The organism is uncultured Georgenia sp. (assembly GCF_937958535.1).
In the GTDB taxonomy this organism is placed as follows: Bacteria; Actinomycetota; Actinomycetes; order Actinomycetales; family Actinomycetaceae; genus Oceanitalea.
Genome location: NZ_CALGNQ010000011.1, coordinates 1 through 23,186, shown reverse-complemented (window position 1 = coordinate 23,186; position 23,186 = coordinate 1). Strand labels below are relative to the sequence as shown.

General features: G+C 73.8%; 17 protein-coding genes. 7 read left to right on the top strand and 10 right to left on the bottom strand.

The genetic code is table 11. The features are described from left to right. Positions 1 to 330: 330 nt before the first annotated feature. The 5 genes from Q0195_RS00360 to murQ are packed head-to-tail and all read right to left on the bottom strand — an operon-like array spanning position 331 to position 5,438. Positions 331 to 1,254 (bottom strand): BadF/BadG/BcrA/BcrD ATPase family protein, encoded by a 924-nt coding sequence (locus Q0195_RS00360; protein ID WP_299273043.1) that lies wholly within the window; start codon positions 1,252 to 1,254, stop codon positions 331 to 333. A gap of 5 nt (positions 1,255 to 1,259) precedes the next feature. Further along, positions 1,260 to 2,186 (bottom strand): carbohydrate ABC transporter permease, encoded by a 927-nt coding sequence (locus Q0195_RS00355; RefSeq protein WP_299273042.1) that lies wholly within the window; start codon positions 2,184 to 2,186, stop codon positions 1,260 to 1,262. Beyond that, entirely contained in the window at positions 2,183 to 3,154 is a 972-nt protein-coding gene (locus Q0195_RS00350; protein ID WP_299273040.1) for a sugar ABC transporter permease, read from the bottom strand. The genes Q0195_RS00355 and Q0195_RS00350 overlap by 4 nt, the downstream gene beginning before the upstream one ends. After that, positions 3,151 to 4,485 (bottom strand): extracellular solute-binding protein, encoded by a 1,335-nt coding sequence (locus tag Q0195_RS00345; RefSeq protein ID WP_299273039.1) that lies wholly within the window; start codon positions 4,483 to 4,485, stop codon positions 3,151 to 3,153. Before Q0195_RS00345 ends, Q0195_RS00350 begins: the two co-directional genes overlap by 4 nt. Beyond that, positions 4,482 to 5,438 carry an N-acetylmuramic acid 6-phosphate etherase gene (gene murQ / locus Q0195_RS00340; protein WP_299273037.1) on the bottom strand — a complete coding sequence of 319 codons (957 nt, stop codon included), beginning with the start codon at positions 5,436 to 5,438 and terminating at the stop codon, positions 4,482 to 4,484. The genes Q0195_RS00345 and murQ overlap by 4 nt, the downstream gene beginning before the upstream one ends. A 148-nt stretch (positions 5,439 to 5,586) precedes the next feature. On the opposite strand from murQ, the gene Q0195_RS00335 reads away from it, so the two are divergent. Beyond that, a complete protein-coding gene (locus tag Q0195_RS00335; RefSeq protein ID WP_299273035.1) occupies positions 5,587 to 6,462 on the top strand; it encodes a MurR/RpiR family transcriptional regulator in 876 nt (291 codons plus the stop codon). A gap of 3 nt (positions 6,463 to 6,465) precedes the next feature. Here the strand turns inward: Q0195_RS00335 and Q0195_RS00330 are convergent, their stop codons facing one another. Next, positions 6,466 to 7,020, bottom strand: coding sequence for a hypothetical protein (locus Q0195_RS00330; protein WP_299273034.1), 555 nt, complete (start codon positions 7,018 to 7,020; stop codon positions 6,466 to 6,468). A gap of 185 nt (positions 7,021 to 7,205) precedes the next feature. Here Q0195_RS00330 and Q0195_RS00325 point away from each other — a divergent pair, with 185 nt between their 5' ends. Next, complete coding sequence (locus tag Q0195_RS00325; protein ID WP_299273032.1) at positions 7,206 to 8,357, top strand: NAD(P)-binding domain-containing protein; 1,152 nt, start codon at positions 7,206 to 7,208, stop codon at positions 8,355 to 8,357. Positions 8,358 to 8,359: 2 nt separating this feature from the next. Here the strand turns inward: Q0195_RS00325 and Q0195_RS00320 are convergent, their stop codons facing one another. From Q0195_RS00320 to hrpA, 3 genes are all read right to left on the bottom strand, one after another. Further along, the gene (locus tag Q0195_RS00320; RefSeq protein ID WP_299273030.1) at positions 8,360 to 10,270 is read right to left on the bottom strand and encodes a SpoIID/LytB domain-containing protein; all 1,911 of its coding nucleotides are present in this window, start codon (positions 10,268 to 10,270) and stop codon (positions 8,360 to 8,362) included. 239 nt (positions 10,271 to 10,509) lie between these two features. Continuing rightward, positions 10,510 to 11,055 carry a hypothetical protein gene (locus tag Q0195_RS00315; protein WP_299273029.1) on the bottom strand — a complete coding sequence of 182 codons (546 nt, stop codon included), beginning with the start codon at positions 11,053 to 11,055 and terminating at the stop codon, positions 10,510 to 10,512. Positions 11,056 to 11,193: 138 nt separating this feature from the next. Further along, positions 11,194 to 15,402 (bottom strand): ATP-dependent RNA helicase HrpA, encoded by a 4,209-nt coding sequence (gene hrpA / locus Q0195_RS00310; RefSeq protein WP_299273027.1) that lies wholly within the window; start codon positions 15,400 to 15,402, stop codon positions 11,194 to 11,196. A gap of 100 nt (positions 15,403 to 15,502) precedes the next feature. On the opposite strand from hrpA, the gene Q0195_RS00305 reads away from it, so the two are divergent. The 5 genes from Q0195_RS00305 (at position 15,503) to Q0195_RS00285 (ending at position 22,543) form a co-directional block, all read left to right on the top strand. Next, positions 15,503 to 16,501, top strand: a complete 999-nt coding sequence (locus Q0195_RS00305; RefSeq protein WP_299273025.1) for an endonuclease/exonuclease/phosphatase family protein — start codon at positions 15,503 to 15,505, stop codon at positions 16,499 to 16,501. Between the two features lie 206 nt (positions 16,502 to 16,707). Beyond that, positions 16,708 to 18,297 carry a malate synthase A gene (gene aceB, locus Q0195_RS00300; RefSeq protein ID WP_299273024.1) on the top strand — a complete coding sequence of 530 codons (1,590 nt, stop codon included), beginning with the start codon at positions 16,708 to 16,710 and terminating at the stop codon, positions 18,295 to 18,297. 69 nt (positions 18,298 to 18,366) lie between these two features. Then, entirely contained in the window at positions 18,367 to 19,824 is a 1,458-nt protein-coding gene (locus Q0195_RS00295; protein WP_299273022.1) for an FAD-linked oxidase C-terminal domain-containing protein, read from the top strand. Continuing rightward, complete coding sequence (locus Q0195_RS00290; RefSeq protein WP_299273020.1) at positions 19,824 to 21,083, top strand: FAD-binding oxidoreductase; 1,260 nt, start codon at positions 19,824 to 19,826, stop codon at positions 21,081 to 21,083. Before Q0195_RS00295 ends, Q0195_RS00290 begins: the two co-directional genes overlap by 1 nt. Then, positions 21,083 to 22,543, top strand: a complete 1,461-nt coding sequence (locus Q0195_RS00285; RefSeq protein WP_299273017.1) for a heterodisulfide reductase-related iron-sulfur binding cluster — start codon at positions 21,083 to 21,085, stop codon at positions 22,541 to 22,543. The genes Q0195_RS00290 and Q0195_RS00285 overlap by 1 nt, the downstream gene beginning before the upstream one ends. Positions 22,544 to 22,545: 2 nt before the next feature. On the opposite strand, the gene Q0195_RS00280 is transcribed toward Q0195_RS00285, so the two are convergent. Beyond that, positions 22,546 to 23,186 (bottom strand): L-lactate permease (locus Q0195_RS00280; RefSeq protein WP_299273014.1); only part of this gene is annotated, 641 nt, incomplete at its 5' end.

Here is a 23,186-nt window from a genome sequence, read left to right as displayed (position 1 = left end):
GCAGGACGCGCGGCGGCCGAGAGGGAGTGTCGTTCCGGAGACGTCAGACTGACTCGCCACGTGGATCAGTCCCTCCGCTGACCGACAACGTGGATCAGTCTGACCCGTCTGGCTGACCCATCACGTGGATTACTCTGACCCGTCTGGCTGACCCATCACGTGGATCAGTCTGACCCGTCTGGCTGACCCATCACGTGGATCAGTCTGGCCCCTCCGACTGACCCATCACGTGGATCACTCTGACTCTTCCGGCAGCACAGATCCCTTCCGGCCGTGCATCGTGCGCCGGGTCCGGCATTGTCCATCATGCAGCGTGCGCCCGGGTCCGGTTCAGTGGACGGTGAGGAACGGCTCGGCTGGCACCAGGTCGCCGGTCACGGCTCGTCGCGCCAGGAGCTCGGCGCCGTCGAGGGAGGTGCCCCGGGGCGGTTCGAGGGCGGCCCCGGGGCGCAGCCGGGCCAGCTCTGCCCGCATCGCGGTGAGCACGGCGGCGGAGCGGAAGATCCCGCCGGTCCACGAGGCGAGCGGCGGCACCGGCGGGCGCAGCGCCGCGGCGAGGCTGCGCGCCAGCTCCCGACCGGCGGCGGTGAGGAGCTGCCGGGACACGGGGTCGTCGTCCTCGGCCAGGGCGACGACGTCGGGGACGACAGAGGCGAGCACGCCGGCCCGGTCCTCGCGGGTGTAGATCTGCCGCGGCCACGTCTCGGGCGCCCCGAGGTGCTCGACCGCGGCGGCGAGCAGCCGGGCGGCGTCGCCCCGGCGGCCGTCGTGCTGCTCGAGCGCGGCCTGCAGCGCCCGCATCCCGATCCACGCGCCGGATCCCGCGTCGCCCAGGACGTGGCCCCAGCCGTCGACCTTGTGCCAGCACTCGGCGAGGTCCGTGCCCAGCGCTGTCGACCCGGTGCCGGTGAGCACCACCGCCCCCGGACGGCCGCCGAGGGCGCCGACCGCGGAGGTCACCGCGTCGGAGGCGACGACGGTCCGCACCTCGCCCAGCGCCTCGCGGACCGCGGCGAACAGCACCTGCGGGCCGTCGGACAGGGTGAGGATGCCGCTCGACCCGACGCACACCGCGTCCACCTCGCCGGCACGCACCCCGAGCGTCTCGACCAGCGCCGTCACCAGCGGCGCCGCCACCAGACCAGACGGACTCACCCGGAGCCGGCCGCCGCCCGCCTCCCGGGCGCCGGCGGGCGTCGTGAGCCGGGCGCGGGAGCCGGAGCCGCCGAGGTCGACGGCGAGCACCGCCCTCACGCCACCTACTTCCCCATCCCGGACGTCAGGCCCGCGATGATCTGCCGGGTGGCGACGAGGAAGAGCACGATGAGCGGCAGCGTCGCGATGACCAGGCCCGCGAAGAGCGTGGACCAGTCGGTCTGGTACTCGCCGAAGAACGTCGTCAGGCCCACCGGCAGGGTGTAGTTCGCCCGGTTGCGGATGAGGATGAGCGGGTAGAAGAAGTCGTTCCAGATCGGCACGAAGCGGAAGACGACGACGGTGGCCACGGCCGGGCGCACGAGCGGCGCCATGACGCTCCAGAACATCCGGATCGGGCCGGCGCCGTCGAGCCGGGCAGCCTCCTCCAGCTCACCGGGCAGCTGCCGGAAGAACGTCGTGAGGACGAACACCGAGAACGGGATGCTCACCGCCGCGTAGACCATGACCAGCCCGAGCCGGCTGCTGATGAGGCCGAAGGAGTCCAGCAGGTAGAAGATCGGCACGATCATGAGGAAGACCGGCATCATCAGGCCGGAGACGAAGACCGTCTCGATGACCGACATGAGCCGCCCCCGGGCGCGGGCCAGGGCGTAGGCCGCGAGTAGCGAGACCACCGTCGCGATGACGACGGAGGAGACCGTGACGATGATCGAGTTGAGGAAGTAGGTGGAGAAGGACGCCTCGATCCAGGCCCGCTGGTAACTGGTGAAGTCCGGCTGCAGCGGCAGCCCGAGCGGCTCGGTGGCCAGCTCCCGGTTGGCGCGCAGCGAGTTCGTCACCATGACGAGCAGCGGGAGGACCGCGACGGCGGCGTAGAGCCACAGCGCCGTCGACGTCACGGCGGCGGCCCAGCCCCGATCCCGGCGAGGCCTGCGCGGCCCCGGCAGCGGGGCGGCGACCACCGGCGGGACGAAGGCGTGCCCGTCGTCACCGCCGGGACGGTGCGCGGTGGGGACGGCAGCGCTCATCCCAGGATCCTCCCCTCGGTGCGGCGGAACCAGCGGGTGAAGACGGTGGAGAGCCCGAAGATGAAGAGGAAGAGCAGGATCGCGATCGCCGAGGACGTGCCGATGGCGTTGGACGACCCGGACTCGAAGGCGGTGCGGTAGAAGACGAGGGACATGACGTCGGTCGCGCCCGCCGGGGCCCCGGTCGAGCCACCCAGCGCGTAGGGGATCGGGAAGGCCTCCATGGTGAAGATGAAGGTGAGCACGCTGACCGTGCCGATGATCGGCGTCATGAGCGGCAGCGTGATCGCGAAGAAGCGCTGGGGCCCGGAGGCGCCGTCGAGCTCGGCGGCCTCGTCCAGCTCCGGCGGGATCCCCCCGAGCGCGGCCCCGTAGAGGAGCAGCGGGAAGCCGACCCACTGCCAGGCCGTGACGAGGACGACCACCCACAGCGCCGTCGTCGGCGTGCCCAGCCACGGCAGGGCCAGCGCGTCCAGCCCGACCGCCTTGAGGGCCGCGTTGACCGGCCCGAACAGCGGGGACAGGAGCAGCGACCACAGGTAGCCGACGACGAGCGGGCTGACGAGGTACGGCATCGTGTACAGCACCTGGAACAGGCGCCGGAAGCGGGCGCGGCGGTGCAGGATGGCGGCGAAGACGAGGCCCACCGAGTTCTGCACCACCATCGCCCCGCCGAACATCAGCAGGTTGTGCCCGAAGGCGCGCGGCACGGCGCTGCGGTACGGCTCGGCGGTGAACAGCTGGACGAAGTTGGCCAGCCCGACGAACTCCTCCTGGCTGGTCCCGCGCCAGGAGTACATCGAGTACGTCACCGCGGTGACCATCGGGTACAGCACGAACACCGCGAAGAGGATCGCCGCGGGGGCGATGAACAGGAGCGCGACCCGGGTGGGCAGCGCCGCCGTCAGGGTACGACGGTGGCGCTGCCCGGCCTCCACGGAGGCGGTCTGCGCGGAGGTGGCGGTCACTGGCCCGGGGTGAACCATTCGGCCAGGCCGTTCTGGACGTCCTCGGCCACCTCGGCCGGCTCCTTGTCCCCGAGGAAGAGCTCCTGGATGCCCGCACCGACGAGGTCGGTGCCGGTCGGGTCGCCGTAGCGGAAGTTCACCAGGTGCAGGTAGGGCGCCGGGTTCTCCTGGTACAGATCCCACATCTCCTGCATCAGCGGGTCCTCGAAGGTGACGCCGGGGACCGGGGAGAACTGCTTGAGGTCGTTGGCGACCATCTGCCCGAACTCCTGGGTGGCGAGCCACCTGATGAGCGTCTCGGCCTCCTCCTGGTGCTGGCTGTTGGCGCTCAGCCCCCAGTTGCCGTCGGCGTACGCCGGGGTCACCGGGTGGTCCAGGGCGGAGCCGGGCGGCGGCGGCACCTGGAAGACGCCGAGCTCCATCTCCGGGTTCTCCGCCTGGAAGAAGGCCAGCTCGAAGGAGCCGCCGGGGAACATGGCGGCCTGCTCGGTGGTGAAGAGCACCTGGGAGTCGGTGTAGCTCACGCCCACGACGTTCTCCGGCATGTACTGCTGCAGGTCGACGACGGTCTGCAGGGAGTCGACGTAGGCCTGGTCGGTGAAGTCGGTGTCACCGGCGAGGACCGCGGCCTCGAACTCCGAGCCGCCGTACTGGGCCGAGCCGACGATGTCGTGGACGATCGGCATCATCCACGCGTCGAGGCCGCCGACGGACATCGGGGTCACGCCGGCCGCGGCCAGCGTCTCGTTGACCTCGATGAACTCGTCCCACGTGGTGGGCTCCTCGAGTCCGTGCTCCTCGAAGATCGCGACGTTGTAGTACATCTGCAGGGTCTGGGAGGCGAAGGGCACGCCGTAGACCTGGCCGTCCTCCCGGCCCAGGGCGCCGGCGAGGATGGTCTCGTCGAACTCCTTCACCTCCGGGACGATGTCGTCGAGCGCCACGAGGTTGCCGCCCTCGACGAGCGGTTGGAGCAGCCCGTAGCTGCGCACCTGGGCGACGTCCGGGCCGTCACTGCCGGTGAGGCCGGTCTGCAGGATCTGGTTGTACTCGGTGTTGACGAAGGCCTGGAACTCCACCGTGATGCACGGGTTCTGCTCCTCGAACGCCGGGAAGATGACGTTCTCGTAGGTGTCGGCGTCCTCGGTGCGCCAGGACCACACCCGCAGGGTGACGTCCTCGGCGCACTCCTCGCCGTTCGCCGCGTCCTGGGTCTGCTCGTCGCCGGTGGCGTCGTCCCCCGGGTCCGGGGCGTCGGACGACGGTGCGCAGGCGGCGAGGAGGAGGACGGCGGACAGCGCTGTCGCGGTGTACATGCGGCGTTGCATCATGGTTCCCTTCGTGACGGGGGTGTCTGGCTCGGAGGAGTGAGGGACCGCACGGCCTCCCGGACGACGCCGCCGGCGTCGTCCAGCGCGGCGCGGGCGGTGCCGGTGTCGGTGTCGGCGAGGCTCATGACGAGGGCGACCTTGAGGTCGCCGTCGGCCGCCTCGAGCAGCCGCTCGCACGCGGCCCGCTCCAGGCCGGTGGCCTGGTGGAGGATGGTCACGGTCCGCGCCCGCAGCTTCTGGTTGGTCGCCACCATCGAGACCATGAGGTTGGACCAGGTGCGGCCGAGGCGCACCATGAGCGCCGTGGAGAAGCTGTGGAGCACGAGCTTCTGCGCCGTCGCGGACTTCATCCGGGTGGAGCCGGTGAGGGCCTCGGGCCCGGTCTCGACGACGACCTCGACGTCCACCGTCCCGCGCAGCGGGGAGCGGGGGTTGGAGGTGACCAGTGCGGTGACGGCGCCGCGCTCGGTGGCGTGGGCGAGGGCGCCGGCCACGTAAGGGGTGCGGCCCGAGGCGGCGAGCCCGATGACGACGTCGCGCTCGCCCACCTCGTCGAGGTCGCTCGCCCCGGCGGCGGCGTCGTCCTCGACGTTCTCGGCGGCGCGCACGATGGCGGCGGGCCCGCCCGCGAGGTGCGCCGTGACGACGCCGTCCTCCAGGCGGAAGGTGGGGAGCAGCTCGGCGGCGTCGACCACGCCGATGCGTCCGCTCGTGCCGGCGCCGACGTAGTGAACCGTGCCGCCGGCGCGGACCCGCTCCGCGGCGACGTCGACGAGCCGCGCGAGCGCGGGCAGCGCGGCGGCCACGGCGTCGGGGACGAGCTGGTCCTCCGCGTTGATGAGGCGGAGCAGCTCCAGGGTGTCGACGACGTCGAGGTCGACGGTGCGGGGGTTGCGCTCCTCGGTGGGCGAGTCGACGGCGACGCCCCAGCGGGGGCTCTCTCCTGACGACATCGTCGCTCCTCGCACGCTGCTCTGCGCCTCGGCTCGTCCTGCCCGTGGCAACCTTGTGGAAGACGATGCCCCGTCCGGGCACGGGATGTCAAGGAGTTACTTCGTAGTACACTCGATAACAAGTTAGTTACAAGCCAGGGAGGGTGTCATGACCGAGCCCGCTCCCCCGGACGGGGCTGCACTGGTCAGCCGGATCGGCGCGATGCTCCCCGAGCTGCGGCCCGCCGAACGCCGGGTGGGGGAGGCCGTCGTCGCCGACCCGACCTCGGTCGCCCGCGAGTCGATCACCGCGCTCGCCGAACGGTGCAACACCTCCGCCCCCACCGTCGTCCGCTTCGCCAAGCGGATGGGCTTCTCCGGCTACCCGCAGCTGCGCCTCGCGCTGGCCAAGGCCGCCGGCATCGAGGAGGGGCGCACCGCACGTGGCCCGATCTCCGGCACCCTCGACCCGAGCGACACCCTGGAACAGGTCGTGGAGAAGATCGGCTATGCCGACGCGCGCGCCGTCGAGGACACGGCCGCGATGCTCGACATCGGCGCGCTGCAGGCGGCCGTGGACGCCCTCGTCGAGGCACGTCGCATCGACCTCGTCGGGGTGGGCGCCAGCGGCGTCACCGCGATGGACCTGTGCCAGAAGCTCTCCCGGCTCGGCCTCAACGCCGTCTACCACGGCGACCGGCACGCCGCCGTGACCGCCCTGTCGCTCCGGGGTCCGGGCGACGTGGTCATCTCGGTGTCGCACTCGGGCAGCACCCCGGACGCGATCGCCCCCACGCGCCTCGCCGTGGCCCAGGGGGTGCGCGCCATCGCCATCACCAACCACCCGGGCTCAAAGCTGGCGCAGACGGCGGACATCACGCTCGTCACCACCAGCCGGGAGACGACCTTCCGGTCCGGGGCGATGGCCAGCCGCATCGCCCAGCTCGTCGTCGTGGACTGCCTGTTCGTCGGGGTCGCGATGCGCGACATGCCCGCCACGCGGGCCGCGCTGGACGCCAGCTTCAAGGCGATCGCCGAGCTGTGACCCTCAGTAGCCGGCGCGAGCGCCGGTGTCGGCTGCTGGTGCCTCGACCATCTCCCCCTGGGGTGAGAGCACGTACCAGACCTCGTTGACCCCCTGACCGGTGACGTCCCCCGGCGCGGTGTCCTGGGCGAAGTAGTACAGCGGCCAGTCGGCGTAGGTCGCCTGCACCGTGCCGTCCTCCCGCTCGAAGCTGCCGAGCAGGCTCTCGTCCACCCCCTCCCCCGCGGTGGGCTCCCCCTCGAGGATGGGCCACGCCTCCAAGCACTGGTCCAGGCACGCGCTCATCCCCGGGGAGTCCTGGGTGAACAGGTAGAGCGTCATACCCTCACCGTCCACGAGGATCGGCCCGAGGTCCGACTCGGCGACGGCGACGACCGGCGCCCCGGCCATGTCCTCGCCCCCGGTGGCGTCGTCCGTCGCCGACGGCTTCTCCTCCGCAGCCGGCGGCTCCGTGGTCTCCGGGGTCTGCGGGGTCTCCTCACCGGTGCCGCACGCGGCCAGCAGGCCGACCGCGAGCACACCCCCGACGATCCCGGTCCGTACCCGTCGTCGTCCCATGACTGCCCCCTTCCCGCTGCCCGGCCGCACGACCGGGCTACCTCGTTCTACGTCCCGGGGACAGGCCGGGATTGGGCCCGGAGGCGCCGTTCCCGGGCTGGGGCCGGTGCGGGGGCACGAGCCGGTGTGACCAAGCCCCTGCGCCGGGCCGGAAGCACCCGGTGCGCCGCGGCGTTGACGCCTCCATGAGCACCCTGCTGCACGCCGCCCCCGGTCCCGCCCCCGCCACGGCGACGGGGCAGCGCACGGCAGACGTCGTCGTCATCGGCGCCGGCCAGGCGGGGCTCTCCGCGGCCCACCACCTGCAGCGGCGCGGCTTCCGCTCCGCGCTCGAGACCGGCAGCTCCGCGCCCGAGGCCCGCGCGCGCACCTTCGTCGTCCTCGACGGCGAGGAGGGGCCGGGCGGGGCCTGGCGGCACCGCTGGGACTCGCTGCGGATGGCCACCGTCAACGGCATCCACGACCTGCCCGGGATGGAGCAGCCGCCGCCCGACCCGCACGAGCCGTCGAACACCGCGCTGCCGCGCTACTTCGCCGCCTACGAGGAGCGGTTCGCGCTGCCGGTGCTGCGCCCGGTCCGGGTGGAGTCGGTCGAGCCGGTGGACTCCGACCCGCACGGGCCGCTGCGGGTGCGCACCGACCGTGGCAGCTGGCTCACCCGTGCCGTCGTCAACGCCACCGGGACCTGGGGGCGGCCGTACTGGCCGTACTACCCCGGTCGGGAGACCTTCCTCGGCGAGCAGCTGCACACCGCCGACTACGTCTCGGCCGAGGCGCTGCGCGGCCGGCACGTCGTCGTCGTGGGCGGCGGCATCTCCGCGGTCCAGCTGCTCGACGAGATCTCCCAGGTCACGTCGACGACGTGGGTGACCCGCCGGGAGCCGGTGTGGCGCGACGGGCCGTTCGGCCCCGAGGAGGGCCGCCGGGCAGTGGCCCTGGTCGAGGAGCGCGTACGTGCCGGCCTGCCGCCCCGCTCGGTGGTCTCGGTGACCGGGCTGCCCTGGACGCCCGCGCTGCGGGCCGCCGCCGAACGGGGCGCCCTCGACCGCCGGCCGATGTTCGAGCGGGTCGAGCCCGACGGGGTGCGCTGGGCCGACGGCACCTTCCAGCGGGCCGACGTCATCCTGTGGGCCACCGGCTTCCGCGCCCAGCTCGACCACCTCGCCCCGCTCCGGCTGCGCGGCCGCGGCGGCGGCATCGTCATGGACGGCACCCGGCCGGCCGCCGAGGCGCGCGTGCACCTCATCGGCTACGGGCCGTCGTCGTCCACCGTGGGGGCCAACCGGGCCGGCCGGGACGCCGTCCGGGAGGTCGAGGCGCTGCTCGCCGCGCGCTGAGGTCAGGGGACGAGGCGGCGCAGCCCCAGGGTGTCGGTGCCGTCGCCGTCCCAGTCGCCCACGAGCACCTCGTCGGTGACCCGGCCGAAGGAGACGACGTGGTCGGCGTCGCCGCCACGCAGGGAGTTCTTCAGGTGGTACACCTTCCCGCGGCGCACCCCGAAGGTGTCCTCCCCGTCGCCGTCCCAGTCGCCGACGATGACGTCGTCACCCGCGCGGCCGTAGCGGAACACGGTGTCGGCGTCACCGCCGCGCAGCGAGTTCTTCACGTGGTACTCGTTGCCGCGGCGCACGGCCAGCGTGTCGCGGCCGTCGCCGTCCCAGTCGCCGACGAGGACGTCGTCCCCGGCCCGGCCGTAGGTGATGACCGTCTGGGCGGGACCGCCCCGGTTGTCGTTGCGGATGTGGTACTCCCGCCCGCGGCGTACAGCGATCGTGTCGCGCCCGTCACCGTCCCAGTCGCCGATGAGGATGACGTCGGTCGCCCGGCCGTACTGGAAGGCGTAGTCGGCGTTGCCGGCGCGCAGGCTGTTGGCGACATGGAACGTCTTGCCGCGGCGCACCGTGATGGTGTCGGTGCCGTTGCCGTCCCAGTCGCCGATGAGCACCTCGTCGTCCGGCCGCCCGTACTGGAAGACGATCTCCGCCTCCGAGCCGAGCCGGTTGGACAGGAAGAAGCCGGTGGGCGGCGGCGTCACCCGCCACCAGTGGTGGTACATCCCGAAGCGCAGGTCGCTCGGGTTGGTCAGGGTGCGGGTGCCGCTGCTGCACACCACCTGGGCCTCGGTGATCCGTCCCCCGAAGGCGCCGTTCCCGTCGCGCTTGGTCACGACGAGCTCGCGGAGCCGTCCGTTGTCCGGGCAGTAGGCCTCGACGGTGCTGACGGCGAGCTGGTCGGTCCAGCGGCTGCGCGGGTCGCCGGTCGCGGTGCCGGTCCAGGGGTCGCGCCGGGCGACGAGGTAGGGCCGCCCGCCGTCGGTGGACCAGCCGCCGTTGGTGGCGGAGAACTGGGTGAAGGCGACGGCGCCGTTGTACGTGCGGACCTCGCCCCGGGTGTCGGCGACGGCCTGGTTGGTGCGCTGGTGCTCACGCGCCTCGACGACGGTGCCGGCCCGGTCGACGACCGCGCGGCCGCCGTAGACCTGGCAGGCCGTGGTGTCGCAGGTGAGCCCGGCGGAGTTGCCGGCGATCTCGGCCAGGACGTAGCTGCGGGCCGCGACCGCCTGCGCCTTGAGGGCTTCCATCTCCCAGTACGCCGGGCTCTCCCGGGGGACGACGCCGCGCAGGTACTCCTCCAGCGGCACGTGGTTGCGCACGTCGAACAGGGTGTTGTTCTCCCGGACCAGCCGGATGGTGCCGCGGTACCACGTACCGCGGCTGCCGGACGTGCCGACGACCACGCCCTCGCCCGTGGAGACGCTCAGCTCGGTGGCGGTGAAGGCGTGGACCGGGCCGGGCGCACCCGACGCGGTGGTGTGCCGGACCCAGAAGCGGTTGTTCTCGCGCCGGTCGACGGTGATGTAGCCGCCCTGGTAGGTGCGGGTGGTGTTGCCGGCCCCGGCCACGGTGAGCGTCGTCGCGCCCGCGGGGGCCCAGAGCCGTACCGAGGAGACGTCCTGGTGGGCCATGAGCCGAACCCGCAGCGTCTCGTTCCCGACGCTGCCGACCTCGGTCCCCGGGTAGTAGAACGCGAGGATCTCGCGGTAGGGGACCCCCTGCTCCGCGGCGCCCTGGGCGCCCCACTGGGACAGCCCGCGGCCGTGGCCCCAGCCGCGGCCCTGCACCTCCCAGGTGCCCGACGGGGGCCGCGGGTAGTGCTCGGCAGCGGCGGCCTGGCTCGGCAGGCCGACGAGCACGGCCAGCGCCAGCACGGCGACCAGGCCGGAGGAGAGCAGTCGACGGACAGTACGCATGGCAGCCTCGGCATGATCGGTGACTTCGCTGGCACGAGCGTAGTCGTGTCCCGGACCCGCGGCGCGCCCGCGCCCGGTAGGCGAGAAGCGCCGGTCGGCTCGCCCGACGCCGCGCCCTTCCCGCGCGGTCGCCCGCTGCGCAGCGGGCCGGGTGCCCGGACGTGCCGAGGTCCCACCGCCGGTGCGAGGGATCGGGCGGGGCGGCGGGTCGGTCCGCCGTCCCGGGAGGTGGGCAGCGGTCAGCCGGCGAGGACGTGGTCGGCGAGGTCCTGGAAGAACGTGCCGATCCCGGTCGCGCCGTTCCACGGCAGGTCGCCGTCGCCGGCCACCTCGACGATGCGCCGCGGGACCGCGCGCTCGCGGGTGTCGGCCAGGGCGAGCAGCACGGCGGCGACCTGCCGGTCGGTGGGCCGGGTGTCGGCCGGGGCGCCCGAGACGAGCCGCAGCAGGCGGTCGGTGACCGGCTCGCCGAGGATCCAGTACTCCGGGTCGTAGGTCGTGCGCTCGCCGTGGTGGGCCAGGTGGTCGGCGAAGCCCGCGAGGTAGCGCGACACCCCCGCCGCCGCGTCCCCGCTGCGCCGGCGCCGGTCGGACTGGGGCAGGATCCGGATGCACAGCGGGAAGGTGGACAGCGCGCGCAGCACGACGGCGACCTGGTCGCGGCCGGGCGCGGGCCGGCCGGCGAGCAGGTGGGCGGCGACCCCCTCGTGCAGTGCGGACAGGACCCGGTGGGCGTCCTGCCGGACGGCACGGTCGGTCGCGGCGGGGCGGGTGGCAGCGGGCACGATGGTCTCCTGGGGCAGACGGGTGGTCTCAGCCGGAGATATCCGCCGTCCCGCCCGTCCTGTTGAGGGGTTCGGGCCCTGTTGCCGGGGGTGACCATGCTCACGCGCGGGGCGCGGCGCGGTCGGGGCGCGGCACCCTCAGGCGGAGGCGAGGAGCTTGCGGATGCGCTTCTCCGACACCTTGACCGGGGTCCCGAGCTGCTGGGCGAAGAAGCTCACCCGCAGCTCCTCCAGCAGCCAGCGCACCTCGGCCAGCGTGGCCTGCCGGCCCGCGTCGGCGGTCGCGTGCCGCGCCGCGGAGGCAGCGGCCTCGTACTCCTCCTCCAGCTCGGCCACCCGCCAGGCGAGGTTGGCGTCCTGGTGGACGTTGTCCTGTGCCCGCTCGATCCGCCGGCGGGCCGCGCGCAGGTAGCGGGGGAGGTGGACCAGCCGGTCGGCCGGGGTACGGGCGACGAAGCCCGGGTAGACGAGCCGCGACACCTGCTCCCGGACGTCGGTCAGCGTGTTGAGGAGGTGGATCGACGTCGCGTCCTTGATCGTCGCCTCGAGCTCACGCTGCGCCTCCAGGGTCGCGACGACCTGCCCGATGACCTGGTAGACCCGGTCCTCCAGCCCGGCACGCACCGTCTCGCGCAGCTCGCCGTAGCGGGCGGCGTCCATCGGCTCGCGTCCGCCGTGGGCGGCGACCCACTCGTCGGCGAGCGCCGTCACCGCGGCGAGCTGCGCGTCGGCCACGAACGACTCGGTGTCCGGGTAGGGGCCGGCGGCCAGCGTGAGGGCCTCGCGCCCGGTCCAGCGGGTGGTGACCCGCTGCGTGGCGAGGGCCGTCTCACCCAGCAGCAGCCGGCGTACGCCGCGGCGGTGCTCGCGCGCCTGCTCGGCGGCGTCGGCGAGGACGAGGAGGTCCACCCGCGGGGGCGTGCCGCGTCCGCCGGGCACCTCGACGAGCGCCGGGTAGCCGCGGACGAGCAGGCCCTGCGGTCCGGTCGACTCGACCTGCTGGGGGATCGTGCCGACCGCGGGCCAGCCGGTGAGCCCGTGCTCCTCGGCCAGGCCGGTCGGGCGGGCCGCTGCCGCGGCACCCGGCACGGCGTCAGCCGTGGGTCCTGCGTCGTCGGCCCCCGACGCGACGGCGCCCCCGGACTGCCGGCGCGCCTCCTCCATCGCGAGCTGGACCGCGCCCTTGACCGCGTTGCGCACGGCGCGCTGGGTCTGGGCGGCGAGCCGGCGCTGGAGAAAGGGCAGCGACGTGCCCTCCCCGAGCACCGTGCCGTCCTCGTCGACCACCCGGAAGGTCATCCGCAGGTGGGAGGGGAGCTTCTCCTCGTCCCACGCGTCGTCGGGGATCTCGACGTCGCGGGCCATGGCCACGGCCGCGGTGAAGGCCTCCCGGAAGGACGGCGCCCCGAACGGGGCGGGGGCGACGTCCGACCACTGTGGCAGCAGGGCCATGACCTCGCGCGCGACGTCGGGGGCGGGCACGAGCTTGACGCGCACCCGCTTGGGCAGGGACCGGATGGTGGCGACGACGAGCTCGGGCAGCAGCCCGGGGACCAGCCAGTCGAAGCCGTCGGGCCGCAGCCGCCCGAGCACGCTGACCGGCACGTGCACCGTGACGCCGTCGGCCGCGGTGCCCGGCTCGAACTGGTACGTGAGCGGCAGCGTGAGGTCACCCTGCCGCCAGGTGTCGGGGAAGTCCGCGGAGGAGACGTCCGGCTCCCCACCGAAGAGCAGCTCGCGGGTGAAGGTGAGGAGCTCGGGGTCCTCCCGGCTCGCCTTCTTCCACCACGAGTCGAAGTGCCGGGCGCTGACGACGGAGTCGGGGATGCGCTCGTCGTAGAAGTCGAACAACCCGTGCTCGTCGATGACGAGGTCCCGGCGGCGGGTGCGGTGCTCCAGCTCCTCCGCCTCGGCGAGCAGCTCGCGGTTGCGGGCGTAGAAACGGTGGTGGGTGCGCCACTGGCCCTCGACGAGCGCGTGGCGGATGAACATCTCGCGGGCCAGCGCGCGGGCCTCGGCGGTGCCGACCCGGGCCAGCGGCACGGTGCGGTCGGCCACCAGCGTCATCCCGTACAGCAGCACCTTCTCGTGGACCATCGCCGCTCCCTGGCGGGTGGACCAGTACGGCTCGGAGTACACCGTCTTCACCAGGTGCTGCGCGAGCGGCTCGACCCACTCCGGCCGGACCCGCGCCACCGTGCGCGCGAAGAGCCGGGAGGTCTCGACCAGCTCGGCGGCCATCACCCAGTCGTAGGTCTTCCTCGCCAGCCCGGAGCCGGGCCAGACGACGAACCGGGTGCCGCGCGCGCCGAGGTACTCCCGGCGGCGCTCGTCGTAGGTGCCGAGGTTGGACAGCAGGCCGACGAGCAGGGACTGGTGGATCGCGTCGGCGCTCGCGGCGTCGGCGGAACGGCCCGCGGCCACGGCTGCCGCGGCCGGGTCGTCCCCGACCTCCTCGCGGCTGGGCAGCGCGAGCGGCCGCATCGTCAGGCCGAGCGGCTTGGCGAGCTGGCGCAGCTGGGCGACGACGTCCTGCCACTCCCGCACCCGCAGGTAGTTGAGGAACTCCGCGCGGCACAGCCGGCGGAAGGCCGAGCCGGACAGGTCGCGCTGCTGCGTGCGCAGGTAGCGCCACAGGTTGAGGTAGGCGAGGAAGTCCGACGTCGGGTCGGTGAAGCGGCGGTGCTGGGCGTCGGCGGCCTGCTGGTGCTCGGCGGGGCGCTCGCGCACGTCCTGCACGGACAGCGCCGCGACGATGACCATGACCTCCGCCGCGCAGCCGTTGCGCTGCGCCTCGAGCAGCATCCGCCCGAGCCGGGGGTCGATGGGCAGGCGGGCGAGGCGGCGCCCGATGTCGGTGAGCCGGTAGCGACCCGGGCCGCTGCCCGCGCCGGTGGGGCCGCCGTCGTCGGGTTCGAGGGCGCCGATCTCCATGAGGAGCTGGACGCCGTCGCGTACCGCCCGGGTGTCGGGCTTGTCGACGAAGGGGAAGTCCTCCACGTCGCCCAGCCCGAGAGCGGTCATCTGGAGGATGACCGAGGCGAGCGAGGTGCGCAGGATCTCCGGCTCGGTGAACTCGGGGCGCGACTCGAAGTCGGACCGCGAGTAGAGCCGGATCGCAACCCCGTCGGCCACGCGGCCGCAGCGGCCCGCGCGCTGGTTGGCGCTGGCCTGGGAGATGGGCTCGATCGGCAGCCGCTGCACCTTGGTGCGGTTGGAGTAGCGCGAGATGCGCGCCGTCCCCGGGTCGACGACGTACCGGATGCCCGGCACGGTCAGCGACGTCTCGGCGACATTGGTCGCCAGCACGATCCGGCGGTGGCGGTGCGGCTCGAAGACCCGGTGCTGCTCGGCGGCGGTGAGCCGGGCGTACAGCGGCAGCACCTCGACGACGCCGGGCTGCCCGGGTGTGGCGCGGCCGGCGTAGCGCGGGCCGAGGTGCTCGGCGAGCGCGACGTCGGTGTCCCGGATCTCCCGCTCGCCGGAGAGGAAGACGAGGATGTCCCCGGGACCCTCGGCCATGAGCTCGTCGACGGCCCGGCAGATCGCGGTGGGCTGGTCGAGCTCCTCCACCGGCTGCTCCTCGTCCTCGCTGTCGACGTCGGGCACGAGCGGGCGGTAGCGGATCTCGACGGGGTACGTCCGGCCGGAGACCTCGACCACCGGTGCCGGGACACGCTCGCCGTCCTCGCCCTCGCGGCCGAAGTGGGCGGCGAAGCGCTCGGAGTCGATGGTCGCCGAGGTGATGACGACCTTGAGGTCCGGCCGCTGGGGCAGCAGCCGGGCGAGGTAGCCGAGGATGAAGTCGATGTTGAGCGACCGCTCGTGGGCCTCGTCGACGATGATCGTGTCGTAGCGGCGCAGCAGCGGGTCGCGCTGGATCTCGGCGAGGAGGATGCCGTCGGTCATGAGCTTGACCAGCGTCGTGGGCCCGACCTCGTCGGTGAAGCGCACCTGGTAGCCGACGGCGCCGCCCAGCTCGACGTCCAGCTCCTCGGCGATCCGTTCGGCTACGGTGCGCGCGGCGATCCGGCGCGGCTGGGTGTGGCCGATCATCCCGGTGACGCCGCGGCCCAGCTCGAGGCAGATCTTGGGCAGCTGCGTCGTCTTCCCGGAGCCGGTCTCACCGGAGACGATGACGACCTGGTGGTTGCGGATCGCCTCGGCGATCTCCTCGCGGCGCGCCGAGACGGGCAGCTCGGCCGGGTAGCTGATCCGCGGGACCGCGGCGCGGCGGGCGGCGAGCTGTTCCGGGGTGTACCCGCGGTGCTCGGGCCGGCGCGTGCCGGCACGGCGCCGGCGCCCCTGCCCCCGCCGACGTGTGCCGGTAACCCGCTGCTCACTCACGGTGGACCATTCTCACCGATCGCAGCGCGCCGGGGCACGCCCGTTTCCTCGCGGTGAACGGCGGGCCGGTCGGGGCCGGGCCGCGGGTGACAATGGCGGGGTGTTCAGGCTTCTCGGCTGGGGGCTCACCCTGGCGCTCGCGGCGGTCGCCCTCGTCAGCCTCGACCCGGCTCGGGTGGGGCTCTCGACGACGGCGCCGGTCACCCAGCTCATCGCGCTGCGGACGGCCCTCGCCGCCGGCTTCGGGGGGCTGGGGGCGCTGCTGCTGCTCGGCGTGCTCGTCGGGGCGCTGGTCGGGCGCCGCTGGCCGCGCCGGACCGTGCTGGCGCTGGTGTTCCTCGCCGTCGGGGTGACCCACGGCTGGGTGGTGTACGACCGGGGGCTGGGCGACGAGCCGCTGCCGGAGGCGCGGGAGGGTGCCCTCACCGTGTTCACCCTCAACACCTACGGGGGCGGAGCCTCCCCGGCGCAGGTCGCCGATGCCGCCGCGCAGGCCGGGGCCGACGTGCTCGCGCTGCCGGAGACCTCCGCGGCCAGTGCCGAGGCGATCGCTTCCGAGCTCGCCGCACGCACCGGGACCTCCTACCAGGTCCTCGCGCGCACGACCGGGCCGTGGGACGCCAGCTCGACCGCGCTGCTCGTCAGCCAGGCGCTCGGCGAGTACGTCGAGTCCGCCAGCCCGCTCACCGCACACGGAGCCGTACGGGCCGAGCCCGCCGACGGCTCGGGGCCGGTGCTCGTCGCCGTCCACCCGATCAGCCCCCACGAGCCGGGGTACGCGATGGAGCGGTGGCGGCGCGACCTCGTGGCGGTCACCGAGCCGTGCCGGTCGGAGGACGGCGTCATCGTGGCCGGGGACTTCAACGCCACCCTCGACCACGCGCCGATGCGCGACGTCGGCTCGTGCGTCGACGCCGCCGCCGAGGCCGGGGTGGGCGGGGTGGCGACCTGGCCGGCTCGGCTCCCGCGGCTGGTCGGCGCCCCGATCGACCACGTCCTGGTGGACGGTGAGCGCTACGTCGTCGACGCCGCCACCGTGCTCGACGTCGGGGCGAGCGACCACCGCGCCGTCGTCGCCCGGGTCTCGCCGCGGGACTGACCGCCCTCCTGCCCGGGCCGCGCCGGCCGCAGCGCCCGCTCAGCCGAACCCGTCGCCGTCGTGCCGGCCGCCGTCGCCGTCGCCCCCCGTGCCGGGGACCAGGGGGTGCTGCCCTCGCTGCCCCAGCCTTTGACGCCCGTGAGCCACGTCACCTACGCTCTTCCACAACGAAGATTCAGTTTTCCGCAGCGCGAAAGGCGGCGTCAGTGACTACTCCCGACGGCGTGACGATCACCGGTGAGATGCGCGAGCGTTACGAGGAGGTGCTGCACCCGACGGCGCTGGAGCTCATCGCCACCTTGCACCGTCGGCTCGACGCCCGGCGGCTGGAGCTGCTCGAGGCCCGCGCCCGGCGCGTGGCGGACCTCGCCGCAGGAGGCACCCTGGACTTCCTGCCGGAGACCGCCCACATCCGCGAGGACGACTCGTGGCAGGTCGCCCCGCCCGCACCCGGCCTGGTGGACAGGCGGGTGGAGATCACCGGCCCCACCGACCGCAAGATGACGATCAACGCGCTGAACTCCGGGGCGAAGTGCTGGCTGGCGGACCAGGAGGACGCCAACACCCCGCTGTGGAGCTCGGTCGTCGAGGGGCAGCTCAACCTGCTCGACGCGATCGACCGGCGGATCGACTTCACCGACCCGACGACGGGCAAGGAGTACCGGCTGCGGCCGGACGAGGAGCTCGCCACGATCATCGTGCGCCCCCGCGGCCTGCACCTGCCGGAGAAGCACATCCTCGTCGACGGGCAGCGCACCTCGGGCGCGCTGGTCGACTTCGCGCTCTACCTGGCGAACGGCGGGCTGCGGCAGATCGAGAAGGGCCTGGGTCCCTACTTCTACCTGCCCAAGCTCGAGTCCCACCTCGAGGCACGGCTGTGGAACGAGGCCTTCGTCATCGGGCAGGACCTCCTCGGCATCCCCCAGGGGACGATCCGGGCGACGGTGCTCATCGAGACCTACCCGGCCGCGTTCGAGATGGAGGAGATCCTCTACGAGCTGCGCGACCACTCCGCCGGGCTCAACGCCGGCCGCTGGGACTACATGTTCTCCGTCATCAAGTGCTTCCGGACGCGCGGCCGGGACTTCCTCCTGCCCGACCGCAACGCCGTCACCATGACGGTGCCGTTCATGCGGGCCTACACCGAGCTCCTCGTGCGCACCTGCCACAAGCGCGGCGCCCACGCCATCGGCGGCATGGCGGCCTTCATCCCCAGCCGGGACGAGGAGGTCAACAAGGCCGCCTTCGAGAAGGTGCGGGCCGACAAGACCCGCGAGGCGGGCGACGGCTTCGACGGGTCGTGGGTCGCCCACCCGGGCATGGTCGAGCTGTGCAAGGAGGTCTTCACCGAGGTCCTCGGCGACAAGCCGAACCAGATCGACCGCAAGCGCGAGGACGTCCAGGTCACCGCCGCCGACCTGCTCGACGTCCGGTCCACGCCGGGCGACGTCACCGAGGCCGGCCTGCGCAACAACGTCTCCGTCGGCATCCAGTACCTCCAGGCCTGGCTCGGCGGCCGCGGTGCCGTGGGCATCTTCAACCTCATGGAGGACGCCGCGACGGCGGAGATCTCCCGCTCCCAGGTGTGGCAGTGGCTCCACAACGACGTCACGCTCGCCGACACCGGGGAGAAGGTCACCCGCGAGCTCATCGACCGCATCGTCGCCGAGGAGGTGGCGGGGCTCCCGGGCGACCCGGCCGACTACGAGCAGGCCAAGGAGACCTTCCTCGAGGTCGCCGTCGCGGAGGAGTACGCCGACTTCCTCACTCTGCCTGCCTACGAGCGCATGCCGTGATGCGATAGGGGAGGGCGCACGCCGCGCCCTCCCCACCGCGGGGCCGGGCACCGACGAGGAGGTTGTGGCATGTCTGCACTGGCCGAGGTCACCCGCGAGCTGCGCGCCGCGCTGGCGCCCGACCAGGTCCTCACCGACCGCCAGCAGCTGCGCACCTACGAGTGCGACGGCCTGGCCCAGTACAAGGTGGTGCCCGGGCTCGTCGTCCTCGCCCGCGACGAGGAGGACGTCGTGACCACCGTCCGCGCCTGCGCCCGGCACGGGGTGCCGTTCGTCGCCCGCGGCTCGGGCACCGGGCTCTCCGGCGGCGCGCTGCCGGACGCGCAGGGCGTCCTGCTCGTCCTGGCGCAGATGCGCACCATCCGCGAGCTCGACGTCGAGAACGAACGCGCCGTCGTCGAGCCCGGGGTGGTCAACCTCCAGCTGACGAACACGGCCGACCCGCAGGGCTACTACTTCGCCCCCGACCCCTCGAGCCAGTCGGTGTGCTCCGTCGGCGGCAACGTCGCGGAGAACTCCGGCGGCGCGCACTGCCTGAAGTACGGCTTCACCACCAACCACGTCACCGGGCTGCGGCTCGTCACCCCCGACGGCGAGCTCACCGAGCTCGGCGGGAAGGCCCCCGACCCGCCCGGCTACGACCTCCTCGGCACCGTCGTCGGCTCCGAGGGCACCCTCGGGGTCGTCACGGAGGTGACGGTCCGCCTCACCCGGCTGCCCGAGGAGGTGCGCACCGTCCTGGCCGGCTTCCGCACCGTGGACGACGCCGGCGCCGCCACCTCGGCGATCATCGCGGCCGGCGTGGTCCCCGCCGCGATCGAGATGATGGACGCCCTGGCCATCGAGGCCGCCGAGAAGGCCGTGGCGTGCGGCTACCCGGAGGGCGCCGGTGCCGTGCTCGTCGTCGAGCTCGACGGCGCGGGTCCCGACGTCGCCGGGGAGTTCGACGCCGTCATGCGGCTGTGCCGGGAGAACGGCGCCTTCGAGACCCGGGTGGCGAAGGACGACGCCGAGCGGGCCCTCATCTGGAAGGGCCGCAAGTCCGCCTTCGCCGCGGTGGGCCGGATCAGCCCCGACTACCTCGTGCAGGACGGCGTCATCCCGCGCACCGCGCTGCCGCAGGTGCTGCGCCAGATCGAGGAGCTCGCCGCCGAGCGCGGCGTACGGGTCGCCAACGTCTTCCACGCCGGGGACGGCAACCTCCACCCGCTCGTCCTCTTCGACGGTGCCCGTGAGGGCGAGGCCGAGCGCGCCGAGGAGGTGGCCGGCGGGATCCTCGACCTGTGCATCACCAACGGTGGGTCGATCACCGGGGAGCACGGCGTCGGCGCCGACAAGGCGAAGTTCATGCCGCGGATGTTCACCCAGGACGACCTCGACACCATGCAGGCGGTGCGCTGCGCCTTCGACCCCGCGACCCTGGCCAACCCGGGCAAGGTGTTCCCCACCCCGCGGCTGTGCGGCCCGCCGCCGGCCCGCCGCCGGGGCGACACCGACCTGTCCGTGGCCGGTGCGGAGGTCTTCTGATGCCGCGCACGGCACCTGCGGTCGACCTCGCCGCCCTGACCCGCAGCCTCGCCGGCGAGGGCCGGGTCCGCGAGGCTGCGCAGCAGGACGCCGTCGACGGCGTGCCCGCGGGGGCGGTCGTCCGGCCCACCACGGTGGGGGCCGTCTCCCGGGTGCTGGCGCACTGCACCGCGCAGGGGCTCACCGTCGTGCCGCGCGGCGCCGGGACGGCGCTGGACTGGGGCGCCCCACCGGAACGGGCCGACGTCGTCCTCGAGCTCGCCGCGCTGGACCGGGTGCTCGAGCACGCGGCGGGGGACCTCATCGTCTCGGTCCAGGCCGGGGTCCCGCTGCGGGTGCTGCGCGAGCAGCTCGCCGGTGCCGGTCAGGAGCTCGTCGTCGACGCCCCGCGGCAGCGGCTGGACGGCGGCTCGACGGTCGGTGGGGCGCTCGCGACGGCGGTGAGCGGGCCGCGGCGGCTGCGCCGGCTGGCGCTGCGCGACCTCGTCCTCGGCGCCACCGTCGTCCTGGCCGACGGCACCGTCGCCGCCTCGGGGGGCAAGGTGGTGAAGAACGTCGCCGGCTACGACCTCGCCAAGCTCATGACCGGCTCCTACGGCACCCTCGCCGTCGTCGTCCAGGCCGCCTTCCGGCTCCACCCGGTCCCGGCGGCGCGCCGGTTCGTCGTGCGCACCGGGCCGCTCGCGGAGGTGGCGGCCGCGGCCCGCGAGGTGGTCGCCTCCCAGCTCGCGCCGTCCGCCGTCGAGCTCGACCGGCCGGCCGGGTCGGACACCGCCACGGTCGCCGTGCTCCTCGAGGGAGCCGCCGACGCCGTCACGGAGCGGGCGGCACGGGCCGCTGCGCTCGTCGGCGGCGAGGTCGGCGCGGAGCCCGCGTGGTGGTCCGCGCTGCCCGGCGGACCGGTCCTGGCCAAGGCGACCGCCACGCTCACCGGGGTCGCCCGCCTCCTGGAGGCGGCCCGTGCCGCCGAGCAGCGGCACGGGGTGGGTGTCGCGGTGCGCGGGTCGGCGCTGGGCGTGCTGCACGCCGGCATCACGGCGCCGGCACCCGCGGCGGTCGCCGCCGCCGTCACCGACTTGCGCCGGGTGGCCCCGGCGGCAGGTGAGGGCACCGTCGTCGTGCTGCGGGCCCCGGCCGACGTCCGCGCCGGGCTCGACGCCTGGGGGCCGGTCGCAGGCCTGGACCTCATGCGCGCCGTCAAGCACCGGCTCGACCCCGGCCGCACCCTGGCGCCCGGACGCTTCGTGGGAGGGATCTGATGAGTGTCGACACGCCGCGGGGCCAGCGGGGCGGTGACCTGCCCGCCCAGGCCGGCACCACCCTGCCCGACCTGCTCACCGAGGCGGCCTTCGACGACCACCACCCGCCGTCCCCCGAGCTCATCGCCGACTGCGTCCACTGCGGTTTCTGCCTGCCCGCCTGCCCCACCTACGCGCTGTGGGGAGAGGAGATGGACTCCCCGCGCGGCCGGATCTACCTCATGCAGCAGGGCAACGAGGGAGAGCCGATGTCCGCCTCGATGGTGCGGCACATCGACAACTGCCTGGGCTGCATGGCTTGCGTGACGGCCTGCCCCTCCGGCGTCCAGTACGACAAGCTCATCGAGGCCACCCGCCAGCAGGTGGAGCGGCGCGGGAGCGGGCACCGTCCGCTGCGCGACCGGGTGCTGCGCGCAGGCATCTTCGCCCTCTTCCCCCACCCCGGGCGGCTGCGCCTGCTGCGCGGGCCGCTCGCCCTCTACCAGCGCAGCGGGCTGAGCCGGCTGGTGCGGCGCAGCGGCGTCCTGGAGCGCATCTCCCCGACGCTCGCGACGATGGAGGCGGTCGCCCCGCCGGTCGAGCGACAGGTGCGCATCCCGGCGTTCGTGCCCGCCCGCGGCGAGCGTCGGATGACGGTCGGGCTGCTCCTGGGCTGCGTGCAGCGCGAGTTCTACCCCGGGGTCAACGCCGCGACCGTCCGGGTCCTCAACCTCGAGGGCTGCGACGTCGTCACCCCACCCGGACAGGGCTGCTGCGGTGCGCTGTCCGTCCACTCCGGCCGCGAGCGCGAGGGGCTGGACTACGCCCGCGCGCTGATCGACGCCTTCACCGAGACCGGGGTGGAGCGCATCGTCGTCAACTCCGCGGGATGCGGCTCGACGATGAAGGACTACGCCCACCTCCTCGCCGACGACCCGGACTACGCCGAGCGGGCACGGGACTTCGCCGCCCGGGTGCGCGACATCTCCGAGGTGCTCGTCGAGCTCGGCCCCGTCGCCCGCCGTCACCCGCTGCCGGTCACCGTCGCCTACCACGACGCCTGCCACCTCTCCCATGCCCAGCGGGTGCGCTCGCAGCCGCGGCAGCTGCTCGACCAGATCCCCGGCCTCACCGTGCGCGAGGTCGCCGAGGGCGACATGTGCTGCGGCTCGGCGGGCATCTACAACCTCACCCACCCCGAGCCCGCCCGTGAGCTCGGGGACCGCAAGGCGGCGAACGTCGCGGCCACCCAGGCCGACCTCCTCGTCACCTCCAACCCCGGCTGCCTGCTCCAGATCACCGACGCCCTGGCCCGCCGCGGCCGGCACATCGCCACCGCCCACCTCGTCCTCGTGCTCGACGCCTCGCTGCGCGGCACAGGCCCCGAGGTGCTGCTGCGAGGCGCGGGCGAGACCCAGGCCCGCCCCGCGGCCGCCACCGGGGCGGGCGGCTGCGCGTGCGGGAGCGGCGGCTGCGGCTGAGCTCAGACCCGGTCGAGCTGGAGGTCGTGGTTGCGGCTCTCCGTGCGCGTCCGCAGCCGCAGCACCGTGGCCGCCAGGCCCGCGAGGAGCAGGACGAGCAGCACCGTGCCGACGTTGAGCCCGAACCCGTACACCCAGATGAAGCTGAAGCAGCCCGCTGCGAGCAGGTAGTACGTCATCGGGATGAGCGACTTGCGGATCAGCGGTCCCTCGCGGCCGAGCAGGCCGACCGTCGCGGCTGCCGCGACGACGTTGTGCACCGCGATCATGTTCCCGGCCGCGCCGCCGACCGCCTGGGCCGCGACGATGGTCTCCGGGCTGTCGGCCCCGATGCTCTGCCCGGTGGTGAACTGGAAGAGGGCGAACATCATGTTCGACACGGTGTTGGAGCCGGCCGCGAACGCGCCGAGGGCGCCGATCCACGGCGCGAGGACCGGCCAGTTCGCCCCGGCGACGGTCGCCGCGGCCTCGGCGAGGGTGACGGGCATCGACTCGAACCCGCTGCCGTTGTAGTCGGCGCCGGAATTGATGAAGATCCGCACCAGCGGCAGTGCGCAGAGCAGCGCGACGGCGGCGCCGAGGATCTGGCCACCGGCCACCCGCCACGAGGCGCGCACCATCGCCCCGCTCATCCGGTGCAGGC